This window comes from Treponema sp. SP13, assembly GCF_050938355.1.
Classification (GTDB): Bacteria; Spirochaetota; Spirochaetia; order Treponematales; family Treponemataceae; genus Treponema_D; species Treponema_D socranskii.
In genome coordinates this window covers 1-19,459 of sequence record NZ_JADOVM010000005.1, presented here as the reverse complement: position 1 = coordinate 19,459, position 19,459 = coordinate 1, and the positions used below count along the sequence as shown (strand labels likewise).

The window sequence follows — 19,459 nt, the reverse complement described above, 5'->3', positions numbered from 1 at the left end:
ATCCTCCGATTATTACACTTGTCGGCCGTCCCACGATTTCGAATGCGCTTTTTCATACGCGACTGCTTTATCAAAGTCGGCTTCAGGCGAACAAAATCGTTCGATCTGCAGCTGTGTCGCATACAGCCGTCGCAGGCATTCGGTTTTATCGGTGTCGCCGAGTTTCGATTTTTCGATGCCGTCGCCGAGCACACGGATCGTTTCATCGTAAATCCTGCACGGCACGGGAAAGGGATGCCCGTCTTTTCCTCCGTGTGCAAACGAAAATCGCGCGGGATCGGTAAAACGCGACGGCGTTCCGTATACGATTTCGCTTACGAGCGCAAGCGACTGCAGCGTGCGCGGCCCGAGACCGGGAGTGAGTAAAAGCGATTCGAAATCTTCCGGAGGGCTTTCGTATGATAGCGCGAGCACGGCGCCGAGCCTTTTTAAATCGATGTCTTCGGCGCGTACGTCGTGATGCGTGCTCATCGTTATGGAGCGCGATGAGTACGAAATGCGAGCCGTTTTTGCGACATCGTTCGAGTGCGGGGCGGGCGAGGGGCAAACGGTTTCCGCAGCTTTGACTGCGTTTTCGGTGAGGTCGGGAAAAAGTTCAGGCTCTCTCGGCACGACGATTGCCGCAGAAGGGGATGCGATATGCGAGAGTTCGCGCACGATACGGTCTGGATTTTCATGTGCGATTTCGACGATCGCAGCGCGCGTCCTTTGCGCCGCCCGATCGGTGAGGTTTAAGATTTCGTCCCGCTTTTCTCCGACGACGCCCGTATGCGGTTCTTCGACAAAAGAGCGCAGTTTCGGTGAACACCAGTGATATCGCCTCGCCGTGCGCGACGCGGCATTCATGCCCTGCTGTACGACCGCCCAATCGCCTTCGTCGGTTACAATAAAATTATGCTGATACAGCTGAAATCCGTCCTGGACGGCGTTGCTATCGACCTTTGCGCAAAGTTTGCTTGCGCGTACGAGCGAGGCACCGTCGAGTCCTGCGGCATCGGATAAAAATAATAATTCGTTCGGTGTATTGCGCGAATATTTTCCGCGTCCGCCGCACACACAGATGCCGAGTTCCCGTCCGCGTTTGTTCAGTCCGCGCTTGAGCGCATACATGACGCTCGTCGTGATGCCCGACGAATGCCAGTCCATGCCGAGCACCGCACCGAAGGACTGAAACCACATCGGATCGCTCAATCGCACGAGCACTTCCCGTTTGCCGTAATTTTGAATGATCGATTCGACAATCAGCGTTCCGAGATTTTTCATGTGCTCGGCGAGCCACGTCGGAACCGTGCCCCGATGCAGCGGCAAATCCGCGCATCCCGTATGCCGTACGTTCAAGCGCGGCTCCGCTTTGCGATGATGCCGTCGACGGCAAAATTGAGTATGTCGCGTATGTCGCCGATGTTTTCCTGTGCGAGGACGGCGAGGCGGAAGATTGCGGATTCGATCAAACCGTAAAACATATCGTTTACGACTTTGACGTTTATCTTTTTGAATTCACCCGATTTCGCGCCGCGGATGAGCAGCGTCGTCATGATGTGCCGTAATTTGATGACTCGACGCATAACGCGCTTCCGCGGATCGACGCCCGATTTTTGCAGCTGTATCAAATACAAAAGCAAAACACTGAACAGCTTTTTATTTTCTCCGATTGCATCGACGATACTCATGAGCATTTTGCGAAAACAGTTTTCCGTGTTGAACGACGTATTGTTGACGATCTGCATGATCGTCGTTTCGATTCCCGATACGAGCTGCTTAATGCTCCATAAAAAAATCTCGCGCTTGTTTTTAAAATAGATGTACAGCGTCGTCCGCGTAATACCGCATCGGTCGGCGATCTTTTGAAAGGTGACGTCTTCGTAGCCTTCTTCAACGAAAACGTCGAGCGCTTTTTCGAGTATCTTTCGTTTACGTTTTTCGTGTTCGACGATGATCGCCATGAAAGCCCTCCGCCTACGCTTTTTCTTTTTTGCCGAAAGATCCGGAATACATATAAAAATGCGTATCGAGATTTCCGGCTTTAAAACTTTTCAGTTTGTCCGCATAATGCCCCGAGCATTTTTGAAACTGCCTGCTCGCTGTGATGACGCCGATTTGCCAATTCGGAAAATTCGTCCACAGCGCACCCATCTTTTTATAGAGCGCTTCCGCTTCCGCCTCGTCTCCGAGCCGCTCGCCGTACGGAGGATTGCACAGCAAAAGCCCTTCATCGTACGGAGCCGCCAAGTCGATAAAATCCGACTGTATGAAATCGGGGCGCGGAATGCGGTTGTCTTTTCCGATGGACTGCAAAGCGCGGCCGGCCGCAACGCATGCGTGTTCGGCGTTCGCTTTTGCACGGTTTACCGCCTCTATGTCGATATCGCTTCCGGTAACGCGCACTTCGACATCCGTTCTAATCCGTTCCGCTTCCTGCGCACGGATTTCGTCCGCGCGTTTTTTATTAAAAACGGCAAGGTGTTCGAGCGCAAAGCGCCTGCCTGCCCCCGGTGCGATATTGTGCGCAAAAAGCATCGCTTCGATCGCGATCGTTCCCGAACCGCAAAAGGGATCGTGCAGCGGCGTTCTTCTGCGCCACAGCATTTCCTGCAGCAGCACGGCGGCAACCGTTTCGCGAAGCGGCGCCGTCCCTCCTCCCGTGCGGTAACCGCGTTTGTACAGCGGCTCTCCCGAAAGATCGAGCAGGACGTTTACCTTATCGTTGTCGATATATACGCGCACATCCGCCGTCTCTCCCGATTCGGGGAGCGTCGTCATGCGCCACTTGTCGCCGAGTTTTTTGTAGATCGCTTTTTGCACCATGCTTTGAACCGTGTGTTCCGAGTTCAATTTCGAGTGATGCGAGCGCACTTTGTCCACGACGACGCGCACGTCCTTTTTTAATAAATCTTGCCAGTCGGCCGCATAAGTGCCGGCAAAAAGCGAATCGAAATCGGCTGCCTGAAAAGAAGCCGCCTGTAAATATATGCGGTCGGCCGTACGCAGACAGAGGTTCGCGCGGAAAAGCGCATCGTCGTCGCCGGTAAAAAAAACCCGTCCGGGCGCGTTTCCCGCGAGCTTGTAGCCGAGATGTTTGATTTCATTGCCGAGTATTTTATCCGCGCCGACGGCGCAGAGCGCAACGAGGGTATTCATACGGATTTAAAAATAACATTTTTACGGATTTTGTGCAATTGTCGTATTTTGCGATTTTGCACGCCGAAAGCGCCGCCGGCGGAAATTTTTAATAATTATTAATTTTTTTTAGGACGAAGCGGATCGGAAGATCCCGCCTTCCGCACTTCGGTAACCCTCATCCGCGCCCCGGCGCGGACGCTGCGCGGTGCTCCACGCGGGCGTAAGTCTTTCGTAAGCGCAGGTGATATTGCGAGTTGAAGCGAATGTTATCATTTTTACCTTTTGGCGCTTTTTATGCTTTTTGTAAACGCGTGCGCCGTTACAGCTTAGAACTCCGTTACCGCTTTTCGAAAAATTCCCGGATATCATCGAGCCGATCGAGCGCATCTTTTCGTCCGATATCGTACAGCGCTTTGATTTTTGTACCGTCTTTTTCCGTACGCCCGACACCCGCGGTGTGCTTCGGACGGATGAGCAAAACCGACCCCGCTTCCGCCCTTCGTTCGATATCCGCGACTTCCTCGTTGTATACGATATGGCGCATTTCCATCGCACGGATGAGCGCGGGATATTTCCGCATTGCAATGCGCAGCGCGGGGAGCAGCGGATTTTTTCCTTTACGGTATCCTTCAGGCTGCGTCAAAATGACGATGTTTCGCGTATAGCCGAGCCGCTCGAATGCGCCGAGCGGAATCGAATCCGCAATGCCTCCGTCGAGCATTTTACGACCGTCCGCGCATACGATGTTCGAAGCGAGCGGCATGGACGCCGACGCCTGCAGCCATTTCATTTCATCGCCCCGGAGCGTTTTGCACCGGTGATATACCGGCTCACCCGTTTCGACGTCGGTACACGTTACGTAAAATGCGACAGGAGAAGATTCGAGCGCGTCGTTGTCGTAAGGATCGAGTTTTTCCGGCAGTTCGCGCCAGCAAAAATCCGCGTTGAATAGATCGCCCGTCCTAAGCCATGAGTGGAAACTCATATAGCGTTTGTCGCCGCAGTATTTCATCGTATAGCGGACGGAACGCCCGATTTGGTGCGACGCATAACTTGCTCCGTGAACGGCTCCCGCCGACACGCCGAGCACTCCGTCGGCTTCGATGTCGTTTTCGCACAACACGTCGAGTATGCCCGCCGCATAGATACCGCGGTGTCCTCCGCCTTCGATTACGATTCCCGTTTTCATCGATATATTTCCGCCTTTTCCGTATTTCGATTATGTAATCAGTTTCCACTCGCCGTCGATCAGCAATTCGTGCGGCTTGAAATTCGATTTGTATACCATCGACTTGCAGTCTTTAAGCCAATAGCCGAGATAGTACCGTTGCAGATGAAATGTTCGGCACAATTCGATTTCCCTCAATATGCTGTACGTGCCGATGCTTCTCTTTTTCGTTTCGTCCGACGTGTCATAGTAAAAATAATTCGACGACAGGCTCGCTTTTCCCGTGTCGATGATGCCGACGCCGACGAGCTTTCCGCCGTACCTGTAATCCATATTTATCGTACCGGAATAAAACGATTCGTATCTGCCGTCTTCCGCCGTGCGGCAGATGCCGTTCATATCGATAAGCGTTTTTTTCGCTTCGTCAAAACTTTTTTCCGAGTCGGGATTGTGCCGCTTGTCATAGGTGCGGAAAAGCGCAATTTTTTCGTCGGTGACGAATTCGTCCGCTTTCGTCGTGAGCGTTACGGCAAGATCGCGGTTCTTTTCAAGTACGCGCCGCTGCGATTTCGACGGTTCGAATGCGTCCGGAAAAATTCTGATCGGAATACACGCTTTGCAATCGGGACAGTCTGCGCGGTATACGTACGATCCTGCCCGGCGGAAACCTTCGGCGAGGATGATGTCGAACAAAATTCGCTGACAGAGTGCGGGATCGTTTTCGGTGCGCACAGGCTCTTCATCGTGCAGCAGCATATCTGACGCTTCTTTCAGTGACGGAATGCGGTAAATCGTTTCGTGCGACGTGCGGCCTTCAAAGTAACCGCAGTCGCCGGCATACAGATTGTTAAAAGCATCGCCCCGTTCGTCGGATCGGATATCGCCGGCCATCGTTACAGTCCCGTACCCTCGTCGATTCCCATCATGATATTCATACACTGCACCGCAGCTCCCGACGCTCCCTTGCCGAGATTGTCGAAGCGTGCGGAGATTACGATGCGCTCGTCGTTTCCGTACACGAATATCTGCATATCGTTCGTTCCTGAAAGCGTATTTGCCGCGATAAATCCGCCGTCGATCGTATCCTGCAGTTCTATAACCTTAATAAATTTTGAACCCGCATAGCACGACGTAAACATCTCCCGCACGTCAAGGGCGGAAACTTTTTTTGCAAGCAGCCGCACGTGCAGAGGCACGGTAACCGTCATACCCGAAAAATAATCGCATATATACGGAGTAAAGGCGGGCGGAAAATCCAAACCGCTTATCTTTTGCATTTCCGGCAAATGCTTGTGATGCTGCGTGAGCGCGTAGAGGCGCGGGGAGGCGAGTTCTTCGGGGCGGTTTTCCGATTCGTACTCGGCGATCGCTTTTTTGCCCGCGCCGCTGTAGCCTGAAACCGCGTGGCATACGACGGGATAATCGCGCGGCAAAACGCCCGATGTCGTAAGCGGAAAGCAGATCGCGTTAAAGCCGCTCGCATAGCAGCCGGGAACCGCGACCCGTTTCGATCTTTCGATGCGGCGCCTGAAATCGCTTGAAAGTTCGGGAAAGCCGTAATCCCAGCCGGGAGCCGTACGGTGCGCAGTCGACGCGTCGATGATACGCACGGCGGGATTCGTGCACAGCTCTGCGGCTTCGACGGCAGCGGCGTCGGGGAGACATAAAAACGTAAAGTCGGAATTATTAATTAATTTTTTTCGTTCGTCCGCGTCTTTTCTTTTGTCGTCGTCTATGCGCAGCATTTCGATGTCGCTGCGCTTTGCAAAGCGTTTGTATATCTTTAAGCCCGTCGTACCTTCTTGCCCGTCGATAAAGATCGTGTATGCCATACGTCTACTATAGTGCAGTGAAAAAAACTGTGCAAGGAAAGATGTCCGTGCCGTTGTCCGTGCTCTGAATAAAGATCTGTTTGGGTGAAAGCGATTTTCCCGCTATTGACGAAGCGCAGAGTAAATGGGAAAATCGTATCATGAGCAAATATATACTCGTGACGAGCGGCGTGTGTTCCAGTCTCGGCAAAGGGGTGGCGTCTGCATCGCTCGGAAGTCTTCTTGAATGCAGCGGGCTTTCGATTTCCATGATAAAATGCGATCCGTACATCAACCTCGACGCAGGCAATATCAGTCCGTTTCAGCACGGCGAAGTATATGTTACCGAAGACGGCGCGGAAACCGATTTGGATTTGGGCAATTTTGCGCGCTTTACGAGTGTCAATGTTGCCGAAGACAACTGCATTACGATCGGAAAAATCTACAACCAAGTGATTCAAAACGAGCGCGCCGGCAGATACAACGGGCGCACGGTGCAGGTGATCCCGCACATCACCGATGAGATAAAACGCAATATCCTCTCCGTCGGCGAGCGCTCGGGTGCGGACGTCGTTATCGTTGAAATCGGCGGTACCGTCGGAGATATCGAATCAATTCCGTATCTCGAAGCCGCTCGGCAGCTCATTCACGAACTCGGAAAAAACGAAGTGTGTGCCATTCACATAACGCTCGTGCCTGCGATCATCGGCGGCGAATTGAAAACGAAGCCGACGCAGCATTCGGTGAAACAGCTGCAGGAAGCGGGTATCCAGCCGGATATCCTTTTGTGCCGCACTGCAAACGAACTCGATATGCCGCTCAGAAAAAAAATCGCGCTGTTCTGCAACGTTGCCCCCGATGCGGTTTTTTCTTCGGTCGACGTACAAAAATCGGTGTACGAGCTTCCGGTTATCTTTCACAAAGAAGGTTTTGACGCGCGGGTGCTCAAAAAACTCGCGCTCACCGCCGAGCGCTGCAATATCCGCCCGTGGACGACATTCCTTGAAAAACTCAATACGAGCGGACCTGCCGTGTGCATCGCCGTCGTCGGCAAAAAAGATTATCTTGACGATTGCTATAAATCGGTACGCGAATCGCTGTTTCATGCCGCGGTTACGCAATACGGCGCGGAGCTGAAACTCCGCAAAATCGACGCGGAAACGCTCGAAAGCTGCAAAAACGAAAAAGAGATAGCGGCAGCGTTCAAAGATGTCGACGGTATCGTCGTGCCCGCGAATTACGGGCAGCGCGGATTTCTCGGTCTCCTCGTTGCGGTAAAATATGCGCGCGAAAACGATATACCCTATCTGGGTATCGATTTGGGTATGCAGCTCATGGCGATCGAAACGGGACGTTCGCTGTGCGGCTGGGCGGATGCGGACAGCACGGAGTTTATACAAAACAGCACTCACGCGATCATCAGTTTGCCGGAAGAGCAGACGGGGCTTTCGGCTGCCGGCACGATGAAGCTCGGCGCGGGAACCGTCCGTATCATTAAAGATACGAAGCTTGCGGGCATCTACAAAAAGCTCACAATCACCGAACGGCACCGCAACAAGTACACGTTCGATAAAAAATACACCGCCGATATGACCGAACACGGTCTCATCACGTCCGCGATTTCCGAACCGGACAGCAGTACCGAAGCGTTCGAATGGAAAGATCACAGGTGGGGCATCGGCGTGCAGTATCATCCCGAATTCGTTTCCCGTCCGATGAAACCGCATCCGCTTTTCGTTTCGTTCATCGGAGCGGCGCTCGGTAAAAAACAATGACGCCGAACCTTTTTACGGCCGGTGCCGTTTTGTGCTGTTGGCTGTTTTTTTCGGCCGGTTGTTCGCTGAAATATTCCGACGGAAAAAAAAACGTCGAATCGGAAGTGCCCGAATTCGTTTTTGCAAATGCAGACTTTTCTCGGTGGGAAAAAAACAAAAAGACGCTTTCGATGCGCGCGCGGACGCTCGAACAGTATAAGGGCGGCAGCACCTATGCGGATTCGGTTTCGTTTACGGCCTATGCGGACGACGGGAGTGCCGAAACCGAGGGCTCGTGCGGATTGGTCGCATTCGATTCGAAGCAAAAAATCTATTCGCTTTACGACGGGATCGAACTTACGAATGAACCGAGGGGCGTAACGATTTCAGCGGACGAACTGCGCTGGGACGGAAATACCGAACAGCTTACGAGCCGCCGCACCGATACGATCACGATGAAAAAAAACGGTACGGTCGTCCGCGGTTCGGGATTTTCCGCAAGCGGCGTAAGTAACCGTTTTGTATTTACCGGCGCCGTGTCGGGAACGGTCGAAACCGACGAAGATGCGGAGGAAGGCGGCGATGCGCAGAGCCGGCAGTAAAATACGTATAATCGTATTATTAATTTTATACGTTGTCGCTTCTATGCTCCCCGCGTGGTCCGAGCGTATTACGTTTTCCGCGAACAGCATGACGGGGACGGCCGGCAATTCATCCGATACGACAACTCTTTCGGGCAGCGCCTATGTGCTCACGTCGTCCATGGAAATCGCCGCCGATTCGATTACGATGAGCGGAAAAAATTTCCGCTACATCGAAGCCGACGGAAACATCACCGGAAAAAATATCGAAGCGAATATGGAATTCACGTGCGGGCGTCTTTCCTACGATCGCGAAACGAAGATCGCGACGCTGAAAGACAACGTACATCTTGCCGATACGGAAAACGGCGTATCGGTCGACGCGCAGCTTATCGAATACAATCAAAATACCGACATCGCGCGAATTCAAATCGGTATAACGATCAAACAAAAGGACAATGTCTGTTCGAGTGCGTATGCCGTATACCGCAAAAAAAATCAAATGCTCGAAATGAGCGGCAATTCGCAGATTACGCAGGGCGAAGACACGTTCCGCGCTCAGGAAATTACGCTGAATCTCGATACGCAGGAGATAAGGCTCGACGGCCGCGTCAAAGGTTCCGTCGTCGACGATAAAAGCGCCGATCAGGATACAGGTATAAAAAAGGATTCGGCGGCACGCGATGAAAGCGATCCGTCAAGGGACGATGGATCCGGCAAAGACGATGGATCCGGTAAAAACGAAGTGCCGGCGGACGGAACGGCCTCTCCCGGTAAATCACCCGACGCGGGGCAAGGCAAAGCTGCAAGCGGCGCGGAAGGGGCAAACGCTCCGCCCGATACACTTTCGCGTGCGAAGACAGGCGGCGGCAAACGGGGGACGGATGACTGACGAAATGCGGCATGTATTGCGGGTTTCAAGTTTATACAAATCGTTCGGCAAAAAACGCGTCGTGCAAGGTATCGATTTTTCGATGCGTACGGGCGAAGTGCTCGGGCTTCTCGGACCGAACGGTTCGGGCAAAACGACGACGTTTTATATGATTGTCGGATTTTACCGTCCGACTTCGGGCGATGTGTTTCTCGACGGAGAGCGGATTACGGTGCTGCCGATGTACGCTCGCGCGCGGCTCGGTATTTCGTATCTGCCGCAGGAACCGTCCGTATTTAAAAAGTTGACGGTCGAAGAAAACATTTGGGCGATCCTCGAAACGCGGCGCGACCTTTCGGCCGGCGAAAAAAAATTGCGGCTCGAACAGCTCATAAGCGAATTCGATATCGGAAGGATCAGAGGCCAGCAGGCGATTACGCTTTCGGGAGGAGAACGGCGGCGTACCGAAATTGCCCGATCGCTCGCAATAGAGCCGAAGTTTTTGCTTCTCGACGAACCCTTTGCGGGAATCGATCCGATCGCGGTTGCAGATATCAAAGGCATGATAAAGCTGCTTTCCGAGCGCGGTATCGGCATCCTCATTACCGATCACAACGTGCGCGACACGCTCGAAATCACGCATCGCGCAATCATCATCAACGCCGGACAAATTATGATGCAGGGCACGAAACAGGAAATCCTCGATTCATCCGTTGCCCGCGAAATCTATCTCGGCAAAGATTTTTCGATGTAAGCGCTTGTGAATTTATTGTGAAAATAACTGTAAACTATCGCCGTTTCGTTTGTTTAATAGGTTGAATGTCGAATTTTGAAAGTATCAGCTGTTAAATTTATTAATAAAAGTATCGGAAGTGTTTTACGGGAGTTTATTGCAACAGCAAGGACAAGGAGTGTACGATGAAAAGAATTGTGATGACGACAGCGGCTCTGTGTTTTGCCTCTGTGATGTTTGCCTATAATCCGCCGATCGGCGGAGAAAGTCTCGACAGACTTGTAAGTCCGACGCAGCTCACCTATGCGTCGTCGAGCGCGGGCGGCGGAATCTTTACCGCGGGTCCCGATGCGATCGTTTTCAATCCTGCGCTTATCGCGTATGAGCAGCGTATCACGCTCGACGCTGCATATACGGCGCTTTTTTCTTCGGACGGCGGATCGAAAACTTTCGGCAGCGCGTTACAGGGAGGATTGCTCGTTCCGTGGAAATACTTTGTCGCGAGCGGCGTCGTTAAAGGCGTATTTTTACCGATCGATAAAATCGACATCGGAAATACGCTCGGTACAAATGTCGGCATCGCAAAAGAGGTGAGCGAACGGCTGTCGGTCGGTGTCGGTATGTACGGCGGCTTATATTGGGGACACGGCAGCGATTGGTCGTTCGGCGCGAATATCGGCGCGCTCTATCGCATTCCGCATCTCGGTTTTATGAAGGATTTCAGGCTCGGTGTGTCGGTGCTCAACCTCGGCAAAAATTACACGTCGACGGATCTCATCGGCATCGACGGTAAAAACGAAGCGGATATATTTCCTATGCTCGGTACGGTGCACGCAGGCATCGCAGCCCTTTTGTTCGCAAACGATTATGTAAAGGGCGGCGCTTCGTTTGAATTGATAACGCCGGGATTTCAAAATCTCATCGTCGCGACGGGCTTTCAATTTTCCGTAAACGATGCGCTCTATTTGCGCATAGCGGAAGAGATCAATATCCGCGAAGCGATAAAACTCGGCGATTACGATAAGTACGGCAATTTTATGCCGGCAGTCAGCATCGGCTATCGCTTTACGTTTAAAACAAAACGCAACGAATATATGAAACGCAACGGCTGGGGCGAAAGCGATATGACGGTCAATGCGGGGTGGCAGCAGCTTTACGAAACGGTACACGCCGTTTCGGGCAATGTCAAATTCAATCTCGGCATGAAAGATACCGATCCGCCGGAAATCGAATTGTGGGCAGGGGAGGATAAATAATGAAACGGATATCTGTACTTATTGCGGCGGTACTTTTTTTGTTTTCCGCCGCTTCAGCGTTTGCGCAGCGGCAGCCGAACTATATTTCACCGAACAACGACGGCGTTCAAGATTCGCTCGACATTCCGCTCCGTATTTCCGACAGACGCTACGTCGTTTCGTGGAGTTTGGTCGTCGAAAACGAGAGCGGTAGCGTCGTGCGCACAATCGGAAACAAACTCGCATTTATCGAAAAGCTGACGTTCAAATCGTTTTGGAAACAGCTTTTTTCCGCGAAAAAAACGATTCCCATACCTTCGGTCGTTTCGTGGAACGGCGTTATGGATAACGGAGAGACGGCTCCCGACGGAACCTATTATTACTATTTTACGGCGGCGGACGATAACGGCAACGTCGGCAAAACGGATAAGTATACGGTCGTCGTCGATACGACGCCGCCTTCCATCGCGCTTACTCAGCCGGCCGATAAGATTTTCGGTGAAGGGTCAAAGGCGACCTTTGCCGTGCGCCAGTCCGGCTCGAAAGAAGACGAGTGGAAAGGCATCTTTGCGGGTACGGACGGAACGGCGGTAAAAAATTATTCGTGGAAAGACACGACGCCGCCCGAGTTCAGCTGGAACGGAACGGATGATTCGGGTAAACCCGTCGCGGACGGTGTCTATTCGTATACGGTTACGGCGACGGACAGAGCGGGAAATACTTCCCCTGCCGCTTCCATATCGAATATCATCTTTTCTGCGGAAAAACCTGCGACGAATATCGCGATTTCGGGTTCCCGCTATTTTTCTCCGAATACTGAAAGTAAACAAAAAGCGGTTACGTTCAACGTGACGATTCCCGTTCCTGCGGCGAGCACCGGCAACAAGCTCACCGAATGGGCGGTGACCGTTGTTGATGCGAACGGCAAAGTTTGCCGCACGTTCGATCAGTCGACGTCGGCTTTACCGCCGGAGACGATCGTGTTCGACGGTACGGGCGCAAACGGCAAAACGCTCCCCGACGGACGCTATCAAGCGCGCGTGACGGCAAAATATCTCAACGGCTATGAAACGACTCCGATAGTGTCGCCGGTGTGCATCATCGACACGAAGCAGCCGCAGGCACAGCTGCGCGTTTCCGATAAAGTATTCGGTGCGGGTTCGAAGAGCACGATTACGATAAACGAAGCAATCGTACCGAAAACGCTGGCGGCGATTCCTGCGTGGACGGGACGCATATATGCTTCCGGCGATACGAAAAAGGCGGTGCGAGAATATTCGCTCGGCGAATTCCCCCCCGAAACGATTTCGTGGGACGGTCTCGACGACAGCGGAAAACTTGTGCCTGACGGATCATACGTATACGAGCTTTCGGCAACCGATTTGGCGGGCAACAGCGTTGCCGTCCGTTCGGACGCATTCAATTTCGACACGACGAAGGCGACGCTGCTTCTTGCAATGCAGGATACCGCATTTTCGCCGAACGGCGATAAAGTCAAAGATACGATTTCGTTTACACCCGTTACCCACGCGGGAAGCGGCGGTATCGTAAAATATGTGTTTAAAATCGCTGCAGCGGGTTCGAGCGCCGCATTGAAAACGATGAGCGAAAATAAAAGCGTTCCCGCATCGTTTGTATGGGACGGAAGAGACGACAAAGGCGCTCTCTGCTCCGACGGACAGTATATCGCCTCTCTTGAAATAACGTCCGCAAACGCTTCGACGGCATCGGCTTCGACGCAAGCTTTTGCCCTCGATACGAAAGCGCCGTACCTTGCTGCGGAAATCCCGTGGACATCCTTTTCACCGTCAGGCGATTCGACCCAGAGCGCACTGCCGGTCGGCGTCCGCGACTGCACGACGGAAAAACTGTGGACTGCCGAAGTGCGCAATGCGCGCGGTACCCTTGTTCGGAAATACACGTGGGCGGGCACCGTACAGACGGACGGCAAAGCGGGATTCTCATGGAACGGCGCCGACGAATCGGGCAACACGGTTTCCGACGGCACGTATACGCTTGTCATCGCTTCGACGGATGAAGCAGGCAATGCGTTCAGTACCGCATTGAACGGAATCGCGATCGATACGCGAGATGTAAAAGCATACGTGACGACGACGTACGACGGCATCTCTCCGAACGGTGACGGCGTGCTCGATTCGCAGCGCTTCGACATCCGCACGTCGGTCGGCGATACGATTTCGTCGTGGAATTTCGACGTGTGCAGAGAAGACGGAAAGGCGGTGCGCAGCCGGTCGTCGAAAGACGGGGAAAGCCTTCCCGCATCGATTGCATGGGACGGTTTTGATGCCGCGGGAAAAGCGGGCGAGGGCACCTTTACCGGAAAGCTTCGCATCGCGTATCGGAACGGACGGAACGTCTCCGTGTCGTCTTCTCCGTTCGTGTGCTCGGCTACTCCTCCCGAACTCAGCGTTCGTACGACGCCTGCCTACTTCAGCCCTGACAACGACGGCGTCGATGACGATTTGTTTATCAAGTTGAACGGTTCGACAAAGGGAAAAATCACCGAGTGGTCGTTTACGATCGACGATCCGAACGGACGCCGCTTTTGGCAGACGGGCGGAACATCGGCGATTACGGAACGCATCGTGTGGGACGGTTTAAGCAATACGCAAAAGACCGCGTCGGGGGCGGCCGAGCGCGTGCAGTCGGCCGTCGATTATCCGTGGACATTTACCGTCAAAGACAATCTCGGCATGATGTCGACGGTCAAAGGGATCATCCCCGTGGACGTGCTCGTCATCCGCGACGGCAACGTGCTCAAAATGGCCGTTCCGTCCATCATCTTCCGCCCCGATAACGCCGACTTCAAAGTCGAAACCGCTCCGGGAAAACGCGACGGCGTTACGGCCGAACAGGCTGCAAACAACGAGCGCATCCTCAAGCGTATCGCGGAAATCCTCAATAAGTTCAAGGAGTATAAAGTAACCGTCGTCGGACACGCAAACCGTACGACTGAAAACCAAGCCGAAGAAACGCAGGATAACCCGCGTCTGTGGGGGCCTGCGCTCATTCCGCTGTCGCAAAAGCGTGCGGAATTCGTAAAATCCTATCTCGTCGATAAAGGCATAAGCTCATCCCGCCTCGCAACTCAAGGTAAGGGCGGTACGGAACTCGTTGCCGATTGGCGCGATAAAGATCACAATTGGAAAAATCGCCGCGTCGAATTTATTTTGCAAAAATAAGTGATAAAACGCAGCACCGAAAGACGGGCCTGTCGGAAGACGGGTCCGTCTTTTTTTATGTCTTGCAGAGAATGTTTTTTCAGAATGCAGCCGCATTTTGTAAAGGCGTAAAAATAATCGGCATAAACCCCTCCGTATAAATGAAGTAAGTTGTGTCTAACTTTTTTTTGCAGTGCATAGTTTACAGTTGTGAAAGAATATCATACAATACGGTTTATGCGTATGTTTACATTTAAGGGCGGAGTCTATCCACCCGACCGAAAGGAGCGCACTCGCGACGGAACCATCACGGATGCGTTTCCTTCCTCTAAGCGAGTGACGATTCCCGTCACGATGGGCGGCTCTCCGAACGAATGTACCGTAAACGTCGGCGACCGTGTTGTGAAAGGTCAGGTTATTGCGGCGTCCGACAAATATATGTCCGTTCCCGTACATGCGTCGATCACGGGAAAAGTCGCGCAAATCGCACCGCACGCCGTCGCAGGCGGTGCCCAAGTTCCCTGCGTTACAATCGAATCGGACGGAAGCGATGAGACGGCGTATATGAGTCCGCTCGATCCGTTTTCCTGCGATGCGAAAGACGTTCTCGAGCGCATCAGACTTGCCGGTATCGTCGGTATGGGAGGCGCGTCGTTTCCGACCTATGTAAAACTTTCGCCTCCGGACGGCACGAAGATCGAATACGTCATCGTAAACGCATCCGAATGCGAACCCTATCTTACCGTAGATTATCATACCGTAAAAGAATCGTGCAAAAAGATGATCGACGGACTTGCGATCGAAATGCATATTTTCGGCTGCCGCGGTATCGTCGCGCTTGAAAACAATAAGCTCGATCTGATGAGCGGCATCAACGAAGCGATCGCCGAAGCGAATCATACGAACGATATCGAAATTAAAATCGTTAAAACGAAGTATCCGCAGGGCGGCGAAAAAAATCTTATCGCCGCGATTTTAAAGCGCGAAGTACCCGCGGGAGGGCTTCCGGCACACGTCGGCTGTATCGTTTCAAACGTTTGTACGGTCTGCGCGATTTCGGATGCGTTCCGGCTCGGCAAGCCGCTCATCGAGCGCGCGTTTACCGTAAGCGGCGGGGCGTGCGAAAATCCTGCAAACATACGAGTTCCGGTCGGCACGCTTGTCGAAGATTTGCTCGGCGATGTCATACGCATAAAAGACGGCGACCTCGCGCAGATACTTTCCGGCGGTCCGATGATGGGTATCGCTTCGGCGGATGCCGCGTTTCCCGTCGTAAAAGGCACGAGCGGCGTTTTATTTTTAACAAAAAAAGAAATCCATATCGGCGAAGAAGAGCCGTGTATCGGCTGCGGCAGATGTATTCCGTCCTGCCCGATGCGGTTGTCGCCGGTTATGATGGCGCGTTCGCTGAAAGCGAACGACTACGATGCCGCCGTAAAATTCGGGCTTACGGACTGCATCGAATGCGGCAGCTGCGCATACGTTTGCCCTGCGCATGTCCGTTTGGTGCACCGATTTAAACTCGGTAAAGGCGTCGTGAAAACGCGCGCTGCAAAGAAAAACGCTGCGGGTAAAGCAGCTGGAGGAAAATAATGAGCGAACCGGTGAAAAAAGAAATGTACGTGTCTCCCGCCCCGCATTTTGTCGAAGGGACGTCGACGCGTTTTCTTATGTGCATGCTTATTTTGGCGCTGCTTCCCGAAACGATATACGGCGTTATGCTGTTCGGTTTCCGCGCGCTGTTTGTCGTGCTCGTTTCGGTTGCGGGAAGCGTCGTCTTTGAAGCGGCGTTTCAAAAACTGACAAAACAGAATATCACCGTGAGTGATTGTTCGGCCGTCGTGACGGGACTTTTACTCGCGCTCGTACTGCCGCCGACGGTTCCGCTGTGGCAAGTGCTGCTCGGAGATCTCTTTGCGGTCGTCGTCGCCAAGGGATTTTTCGGCGGACTGGGGGCGAATGTGTGGAACCCCGCTCTTACGGGACGCGCGTTTTTATTCGTCAGCTTTTCCGCCGCGATCGGCGCGTCATGGCTCGCTCCGGGAACGGATGCGGTAAGCGCCGCGACGGTGTTGTCAAAGCTGAAAGAGGGTGCCGTCGCCGCAAACGCGGATACGTATCTCGAAAGTTTTTTGGGTAATACGGCCGGCTGTATCGGCGAAACGAATGAATTGCTCATTTTGATTTCATTCGCATTCCTTGCCCTCACTCAGGTGATCGACTGGCGTGCACCGGTTACGATGGTCGGGGCGGTTGCTCTTTTGACCTTTGTTTCGGGCGGAGACGTCATCATGGCGCTTACATCGGGAGGCCTGCTTTTCGGTGCAACCTTTATGGCGACCGATTATGCGACGACGCCGGTTTCAAAAGCCGGCCGCGCGGTGTTCGGCTTGGGCTGCGGACTTCTCACGTTTTTAATAAGAAGATTCGGCGGCTATCCTGAAGGCGTTATGTTTTCAATTTTATTTATGAATTCGCTTTCGACATTCCTTAGTAAATTGACGACAAGAAAATACGGCTGGGGCAAAGCGGCGAAAAAGGAGGCGGCAAAATGAAACATATTTTAAAACTCGGACTTACGCTTGCGATCTTTGCATCCGTTTCGTGTTTTTGCCTTGCGCTCGTCAATCATATTACGGCTCCCGTCATCGAGCAGCGTCAGGCCGATAAAGCGAGTTCCGGCATGAAAACGGTATTCGCCGACGCCGATTCCTTTGAAGAGGTGACGGATTTTAAGGCGAGCTCGGTTCAGGCGATCAGCATCGACAAAATGTATCTTGCCAAAAAAGGCGGGAACGTCATAGGCGCCGTCGCGCAAGTGACGGGTCCGACCTACGACCGATCGACGATCATTTTCGGTATAAAAAAAGACGGCGTGCTTACGGGTATGCAGTTTCTTTCATCGAGCGATACGGCGGGGTTCGGCTTAAAAGCGAGCGATCCGAATTATACCGTTTCGAGCGGTAAAACATTTTACGGTCAGTTCGAAGGCAAAAATGCGAACGACGGTTTCGTTTCCGGTCAAACCTTCGAAGCGGTATCCGGTGCGACGATTACAAGCAAAGGTGTTGCCGAACTTTTGACGCAGGGAACGCAGAGCGCGCTTGCCTGCCTCGCTGCGAAATAGGAGTAAAAGCGAAATGCAAAAAAAACAAAACAGATTATCGATTTTTACAAACGGGCTCGTAAAAGAAAATCCGCTGCTCGTCATTTCGATCGGTTTGTGTTCTTCGCTTGCCGTTACGACAAACGTGTTTAACGGCATCGGTATGGGCTTTTCGATGATGTTCGTCCTCGTTATGAGCGAATTAATAATCGCGATCTTCCGCAATATCATCCCCGAAGATATACGCTTGCCCATTTTCATCATAGTCATCGCCGCGTTTACGACGATCGTACAGCTTTTGCTTGAAGCGTACATTCCGTCGCTGTCCGCATCACTCGGCGTGTTTTTGCCGCTCATCGTCGTCAACTGCATCATCATGGGGCGCGTCGAATCGTTCGCGTCGAAAGAAGGCCCGCTCAATGCCGTAGTCGATGCATTCGGCATGGGCTTCGGTTACACGTGGGTGCTTTGCGCCATTTCGATCGTGCGCGAACTTTTGGGAAGCGGTTCGCTGTTCGGCAAAGCCATCATCCCCGAAGCGTATACCGTAAAATTTTTGTCGGATGCTCCGGGCGGATTTTTCGTGTTCGGTTTGCTTTCCGCAGTGACGCTCGCCGCAGAACGTGCGGCAAAGATCAGAAAAGCGAAAGCGAAAGCAAAAGGAGGCGCGGCATGAACAACTTACTCAGCATTTTTATTAAATCGATGCTCATCGACAACGTCGTTTTTATTCAATATCTTGCAATCTGTCCGTTTATCGGCATGACGACGGAAACGGATAAAGCGACCGGCATGGGGATTGCGACGACCTTCGTTATCGTGCTTGCGACGGCCGTTACCTATCCGCTTTATTACGGAATCATGGTGCCGCTGAAACTGCAGTATTTGCAGACGCTCATGTTCATTCTCGTCATCGCCGCGCTCGTACAGCTCGTCGAATTTTATCTCAAAAAATCGATTCCGGGATTGTACAGTGCGATGGGCGTATATCTCGCGCTCATCACGACGAACTGTGCGGTTCTCGCCGTTACGATTACGTGTATTAACAAAAATTACAATTATATCGAGTCGATCGTGTACTCGCTCGGTGCGGCGATCGGTTTTTTAATTGCGCTCGTGATTATGTCCGGTGTGCGCGAACGGATTAAAAGCGCTCCCGTTCCGCTTTTTGTTAAAGGAAAGCCGATTCTGTTTATCACTGCGGGTTTGCTTTCGCTGTCGTTTTTAGGCTTTAAAGGCTTGATCTGAAAAGCAAGGGGTGGACTATGATTGCTATACTTACGGCCGTTATCGTTTCGTTTGTGCTCGCGTTTGTCATCGGCGTGCTGCTCGGTATTTTCAAAAAGATATTTTATATTCCGGTCGATGAGCGCGTCGGAAAAATCCGGGCGGTGCTGCCCGGTGTAAATTGCGGCGCATGCGGCTATCCGGGCTGTGACGGTTTTGCGGCCGGCGTTGCATCGGGAAAAGCACCCGTAAACGGCTGCCTTGTCGGCCGCGCACCCGTTGCGCAGGCTATCGGCGAAATTATGGGCGTGCCTGTTCCCGCCAAAAAATAAGAGCGGCTCTTTGGGGCTTTAAATTTACGATTTTAAAAGACTGTCCTTGAAGTTATTAAACACTTCATAAAGGGCAGTCTTTTTTTATGCGGAGAGAGTTTACGAATGTGCGGGGGCTGTTTTTTGTGCGCGGGTTCGTGTGCAAAGTGTACTGCGGTGGTAAAAAAAAGTGTAAAAAACGGTAGGATAGGTACTTGACAGGGTTTGGGAAAAAGTAGTAAATTATTAGCTACCCGCTCAAATCACGGGTGCGCTGTTTGACAGGTAGAGGGAAGGAAAGAAAGCAAGACGCATGCGGAGATATACAAGTCTCCCGAATAAACTTAAGCGAGAGCAAAA

18 protein-coding genes are annotated in these 19,459 nt (G+C 52.4%); 12 read left to right on the top strand and 6 right to left on the bottom strand.

All coding sequences use genetic code 11. The features are described 5' to 3' along the window. Positions 1-12: 12 nt before the first annotated feature. The 6 genes from IZU26_RS09600 to argC form a co-directional block, all read right to left on the bottom strand. The gene (locus IZU26_RS09600; protein WP_433278628.1) at positions 13-1,338 is read right to left on the bottom strand and encodes a DUF763 domain-containing protein; all 1,326 of its coding nucleotides are present in this window, start codon (positions 1,336-1,338) and stop codon (positions 13-15) included. Continuing rightward, complete coding sequence (locus IZU26_RS09595) at positions 1,335-1,943, bottom strand: TetR/AcrR family transcriptional regulator (RefSeq protein WP_021329549.1); 609 nt, start codon at positions 1,941-1,943, stop codon at positions 1,335-1,337. The genes IZU26_RS09600 and IZU26_RS09595 overlap by 4 nt, the downstream gene beginning before the upstream one ends. Before the next feature lie 13 nt (positions 1,944-1,956). Continuing rightward, on the bottom strand, positions 1,957-3,138 hold the full coding sequence (locus IZU26_RS09590; RefSeq protein WP_433278626.1) for a THUMP domain-containing class I SAM-dependent RNA methyltransferase: 1,182 nt from the start codon (positions 3,136-3,138) through the stop codon (positions 1,957-1,959). A 319-nt stretch (positions 3,139-3,457) separates the two neighbouring features. Continuing rightward, positions 3,458-4,309, bottom strand: a complete 852-nt coding sequence (locus tag IZU26_RS09585; protein WP_433278624.1) for a patatin-like phospholipase family protein — start codon at positions 4,307-4,309, stop codon at positions 3,458-3,460. A gap of 30 nt (positions 4,310-4,339) precedes the next feature. Continuing rightward, a complete protein-coding gene (locus IZU26_RS09580; RefSeq protein ID WP_433278622.1) occupies positions 4,340-5,179 on the bottom strand; it encodes an arginyltransferase in 840 nt (279 codons plus the stop codon). 2 nt (positions 5,180-5,181) lie between these two features. Further along, positions 5,182-6,120 carry an N-acetyl-gamma-glutamyl-phosphate reductase gene (gene argC / locus IZU26_RS09575; protein ID WP_433278620.1) on the bottom strand — a complete coding sequence of 313 codons (939 nt, stop codon included), beginning with the start codon at positions 6,118-6,120 and terminating at the stop codon, positions 5,182-5,184. 140 nt (positions 6,121-6,260) lie between these two features. Between argC and IZU26_RS09570 the strand changes: the two genes are divergently transcribed. The 12 genes from IZU26_RS09570 (at position 6,261) to IZU26_RS09515 (ending at position 19,120) form a co-directional block, all read left to right on the top strand. Continuing rightward, complete coding sequence (locus IZU26_RS09570) at positions 6,261-7,874, top strand: CTP synthase (RefSeq protein ID WP_433278618.1); 1,614 nt, start codon at positions 6,261-6,263, stop codon at positions 7,872-7,874. Beyond that, complete coding sequence (gene lptC, locus IZU26_RS09565) at positions 7,871-8,455, top strand: LPS export ABC transporter periplasmic protein LptC (protein WP_187385300.1); 585 nt, start codon at positions 7,871-7,873, stop codon at positions 8,453-8,455. Before IZU26_RS09570 ends, lptC begins: the two co-directional genes overlap by 4 nt. A 43-nt stretch (positions 8,456-8,498) precedes the next feature. Continuing rightward, complete coding sequence (locus IZU26_RS09560; protein ID WP_433278615.1) at positions 8,499-9,326, top strand: LptA/OstA family protein; 828 nt, start codon at positions 8,499-8,501, stop codon at positions 9,324-9,326. Continuing rightward, positions 9,319-10,059, top strand: a complete 741-nt coding sequence (lptB, locus tag IZU26_RS09555; RefSeq protein ID WP_021329545.1) for an LPS export ABC transporter ATP-binding protein — start codon at positions 9,319-9,321, stop codon at positions 10,057-10,059. The genes IZU26_RS09560 and lptB overlap by 8 nt, the downstream gene beginning before the upstream one ends. A 164-nt stretch (positions 10,060-10,223) precedes the next feature. Further along, entirely contained in the window at positions 10,224-11,294 is a 1,071-nt protein-coding gene (locus tag IZU26_RS09550) for a hypothetical protein (protein WP_021329563.1), read from the top strand. After that, a complete protein-coding gene (locus IZU26_RS09545) occupies positions 11,294-14,476 on the top strand; it encodes a FlgD immunoglobulin-like domain containing protein (RefSeq protein ID WP_433278613.1) in 3,183 nt (1,060 codons plus the stop codon). The genes IZU26_RS09550 and IZU26_RS09545 overlap by 1 nt, the downstream gene beginning before the upstream one ends. 222 nt (positions 14,477-14,698) lie before the next feature. Continuing rightward, positions 14,699-16,048 (top strand): electron transport complex subunit RsxC, encoded by a 1,350-nt coding sequence (rsxC, locus tag IZU26_RS09540; protein WP_433278611.1) that lies wholly within the window; start codon positions 14,699-14,701, stop codon positions 16,046-16,048. After that, entirely contained in the window at positions 16,048-17,010 is a 963-nt protein-coding gene (locus IZU26_RS09535) for an RnfABCDGE type electron transport complex subunit D (protein WP_021329562.1), read from the top strand. Before rsxC ends, IZU26_RS09535 begins: the two co-directional genes overlap by 1 nt. After that, positions 17,007-17,582, top strand: a complete 576-nt coding sequence (locus IZU26_RS09530) for an FMN-binding protein (protein WP_021329550.1) — start codon at positions 17,007-17,009, stop codon at positions 17,580-17,582. The genes IZU26_RS09535 and IZU26_RS09530 overlap by 4 nt, the downstream gene beginning before the upstream one ends. A gap of 13 nt (positions 17,583-17,595) precedes the next feature. After that, complete coding sequence (gene rsxE, locus IZU26_RS09525; RefSeq protein ID WP_433278609.1) at positions 17,596-18,237, top strand: electron transport complex subunit RsxE; 642 nt, start codon at positions 17,596-17,598, stop codon at positions 18,235-18,237. Beyond that, positions 18,234-18,809 (top strand): electron transport complex protein RnfA, encoded by a 576-nt coding sequence (locus IZU26_RS09520; RefSeq protein ID WP_310823492.1) that lies wholly within the window; start codon positions 18,234-18,236, stop codon positions 18,807-18,809. The genes rsxE and IZU26_RS09520 overlap by 4 nt, the downstream gene beginning before the upstream one ends. 17 nt (positions 18,810-18,826) lie before the next feature. Beyond that, positions 18,827-19,120, top strand: a complete 294-nt coding sequence (locus IZU26_RS09515; RefSeq protein ID WP_021329554.1) for a (Fe-S)-binding protein — start codon at positions 18,827-18,829, stop codon at positions 19,118-19,120. The last annotated feature ends 339 nt before the right edge of the window (positions 19,121-19,459 follow it).

What these genes read in the sequence shown, in the direction of transcription:
- IZU26_RS09595 (WP_021329549.1), bottom strand. Translation starts at nt 1,943, where the DNA reads ATGGCGATCATCGTCGAACACGAAAAACGTAAACGAAAGATACTCGAA.
- IZU26_RS09590 (WP_433278626.1), bottom strand. Translation starts at nt 3,138, where the DNA reads ATGAATACCCTCGTTGCGCTCTGCGCCGTCGGCGCGGATAAAATACTC.
- IZU26_RS09585 (WP_433278624.1), bottom strand. Translation starts at nt 4,309, where the DNA reads ATGAAAACGGGAATCGTAATCGAAGGCGGAGGACACCGCGGTATCTAT.
- IZU26_RS09580 (WP_433278622.1), bottom strand. Translation starts at nt 5,179, where the DNA reads ATGGCCGGCGATATCCGATCCGACGAACGGGGCGATGCTTTTAACAAT.
- argC (WP_433278620.1), bottom strand. Translation starts at nt 6,120, where the DNA reads ATGGCATACACGATCTTTATCGACGGGCAAGAAGGTACGACGGGCTTA.
- IZU26_RS09570 (WP_433278618.1), top strand. Translation starts at nt 6,261, where the DNA reads ATGAGCAAATATATACTCGTGACGAGCGGCGTGTGTTCCAGTCTCGGC.
- lptC (WP_187385300.1), top strand. Translation starts at nt 7,871, where the DNA reads ATGACGCCGAACCTTTTTACGGCCGGTGCCGTTTTGTGCTGTTGGCTG.
- IZU26_RS09560 (WP_433278615.1), top strand. Translation starts at nt 8,499, where the DNA reads ATGCTCCCCGCGTGGTCCGAGCGTATTACGTTTTCCGCGAACAGCATG.
- lptB (WP_021329545.1), top strand. Translation starts at nt 9,319, where the DNA reads ATGACTGACGAAATGCGGCATGTATTGCGGGTTTCAAGTTTATACAAA.
- IZU26_RS09550 (WP_021329563.1), top strand. Translation starts at nt 10,224, where the DNA reads ATGAAAAGAATTGTGATGACGACAGCGGCTCTGTGTTTTGCCTCTGTG.
- IZU26_RS09545 (WP_433278613.1), top strand. Translation starts at nt 11,294, where the DNA reads ATGAAACGGATATCTGTACTTATTGCGGCGGTACTTTTTTTGTTTTCC.
- rsxC (WP_433278611.1), top strand. Translation starts at nt 14,699, where the DNA reads ATGTTTACATTTAAGGGCGGAGTCTATCCACCCGACCGAAAGGAGCGC.
- IZU26_RS09535 (WP_021329562.1), top strand. Translation starts at nt 16,048, where the DNA reads ATGAGCGAACCGGTGAAAAAAGAAATGTACGTGTCTCCCGCCCCGCAT.
- IZU26_RS09530 (WP_021329550.1), top strand. Translation starts at nt 17,007, where the DNA reads ATGAAACATATTTTAAAACTCGGACTTACGCTTGCGATCTTTGCATCC.
- rsxE (WP_433278609.1), top strand. Translation starts at nt 17,596, where the DNA reads ATGCAAAAAAAACAAAACAGATTATCGATTTTTACAAACGGGCTCGTA.
- IZU26_RS09520 (WP_310823492.1), top strand. Translation starts at nt 18,234, where the DNA reads ATGAACAACTTACTCAGCATTTTTATTAAATCGATGCTCATCGACAAC.
- IZU26_RS09515 (WP_021329554.1), top strand. Translation starts at nt 18,827, where the DNA reads ATGATTGCTATACTTACGGCCGTTATCGTTTCGTTTGTGCTCGCGTTT.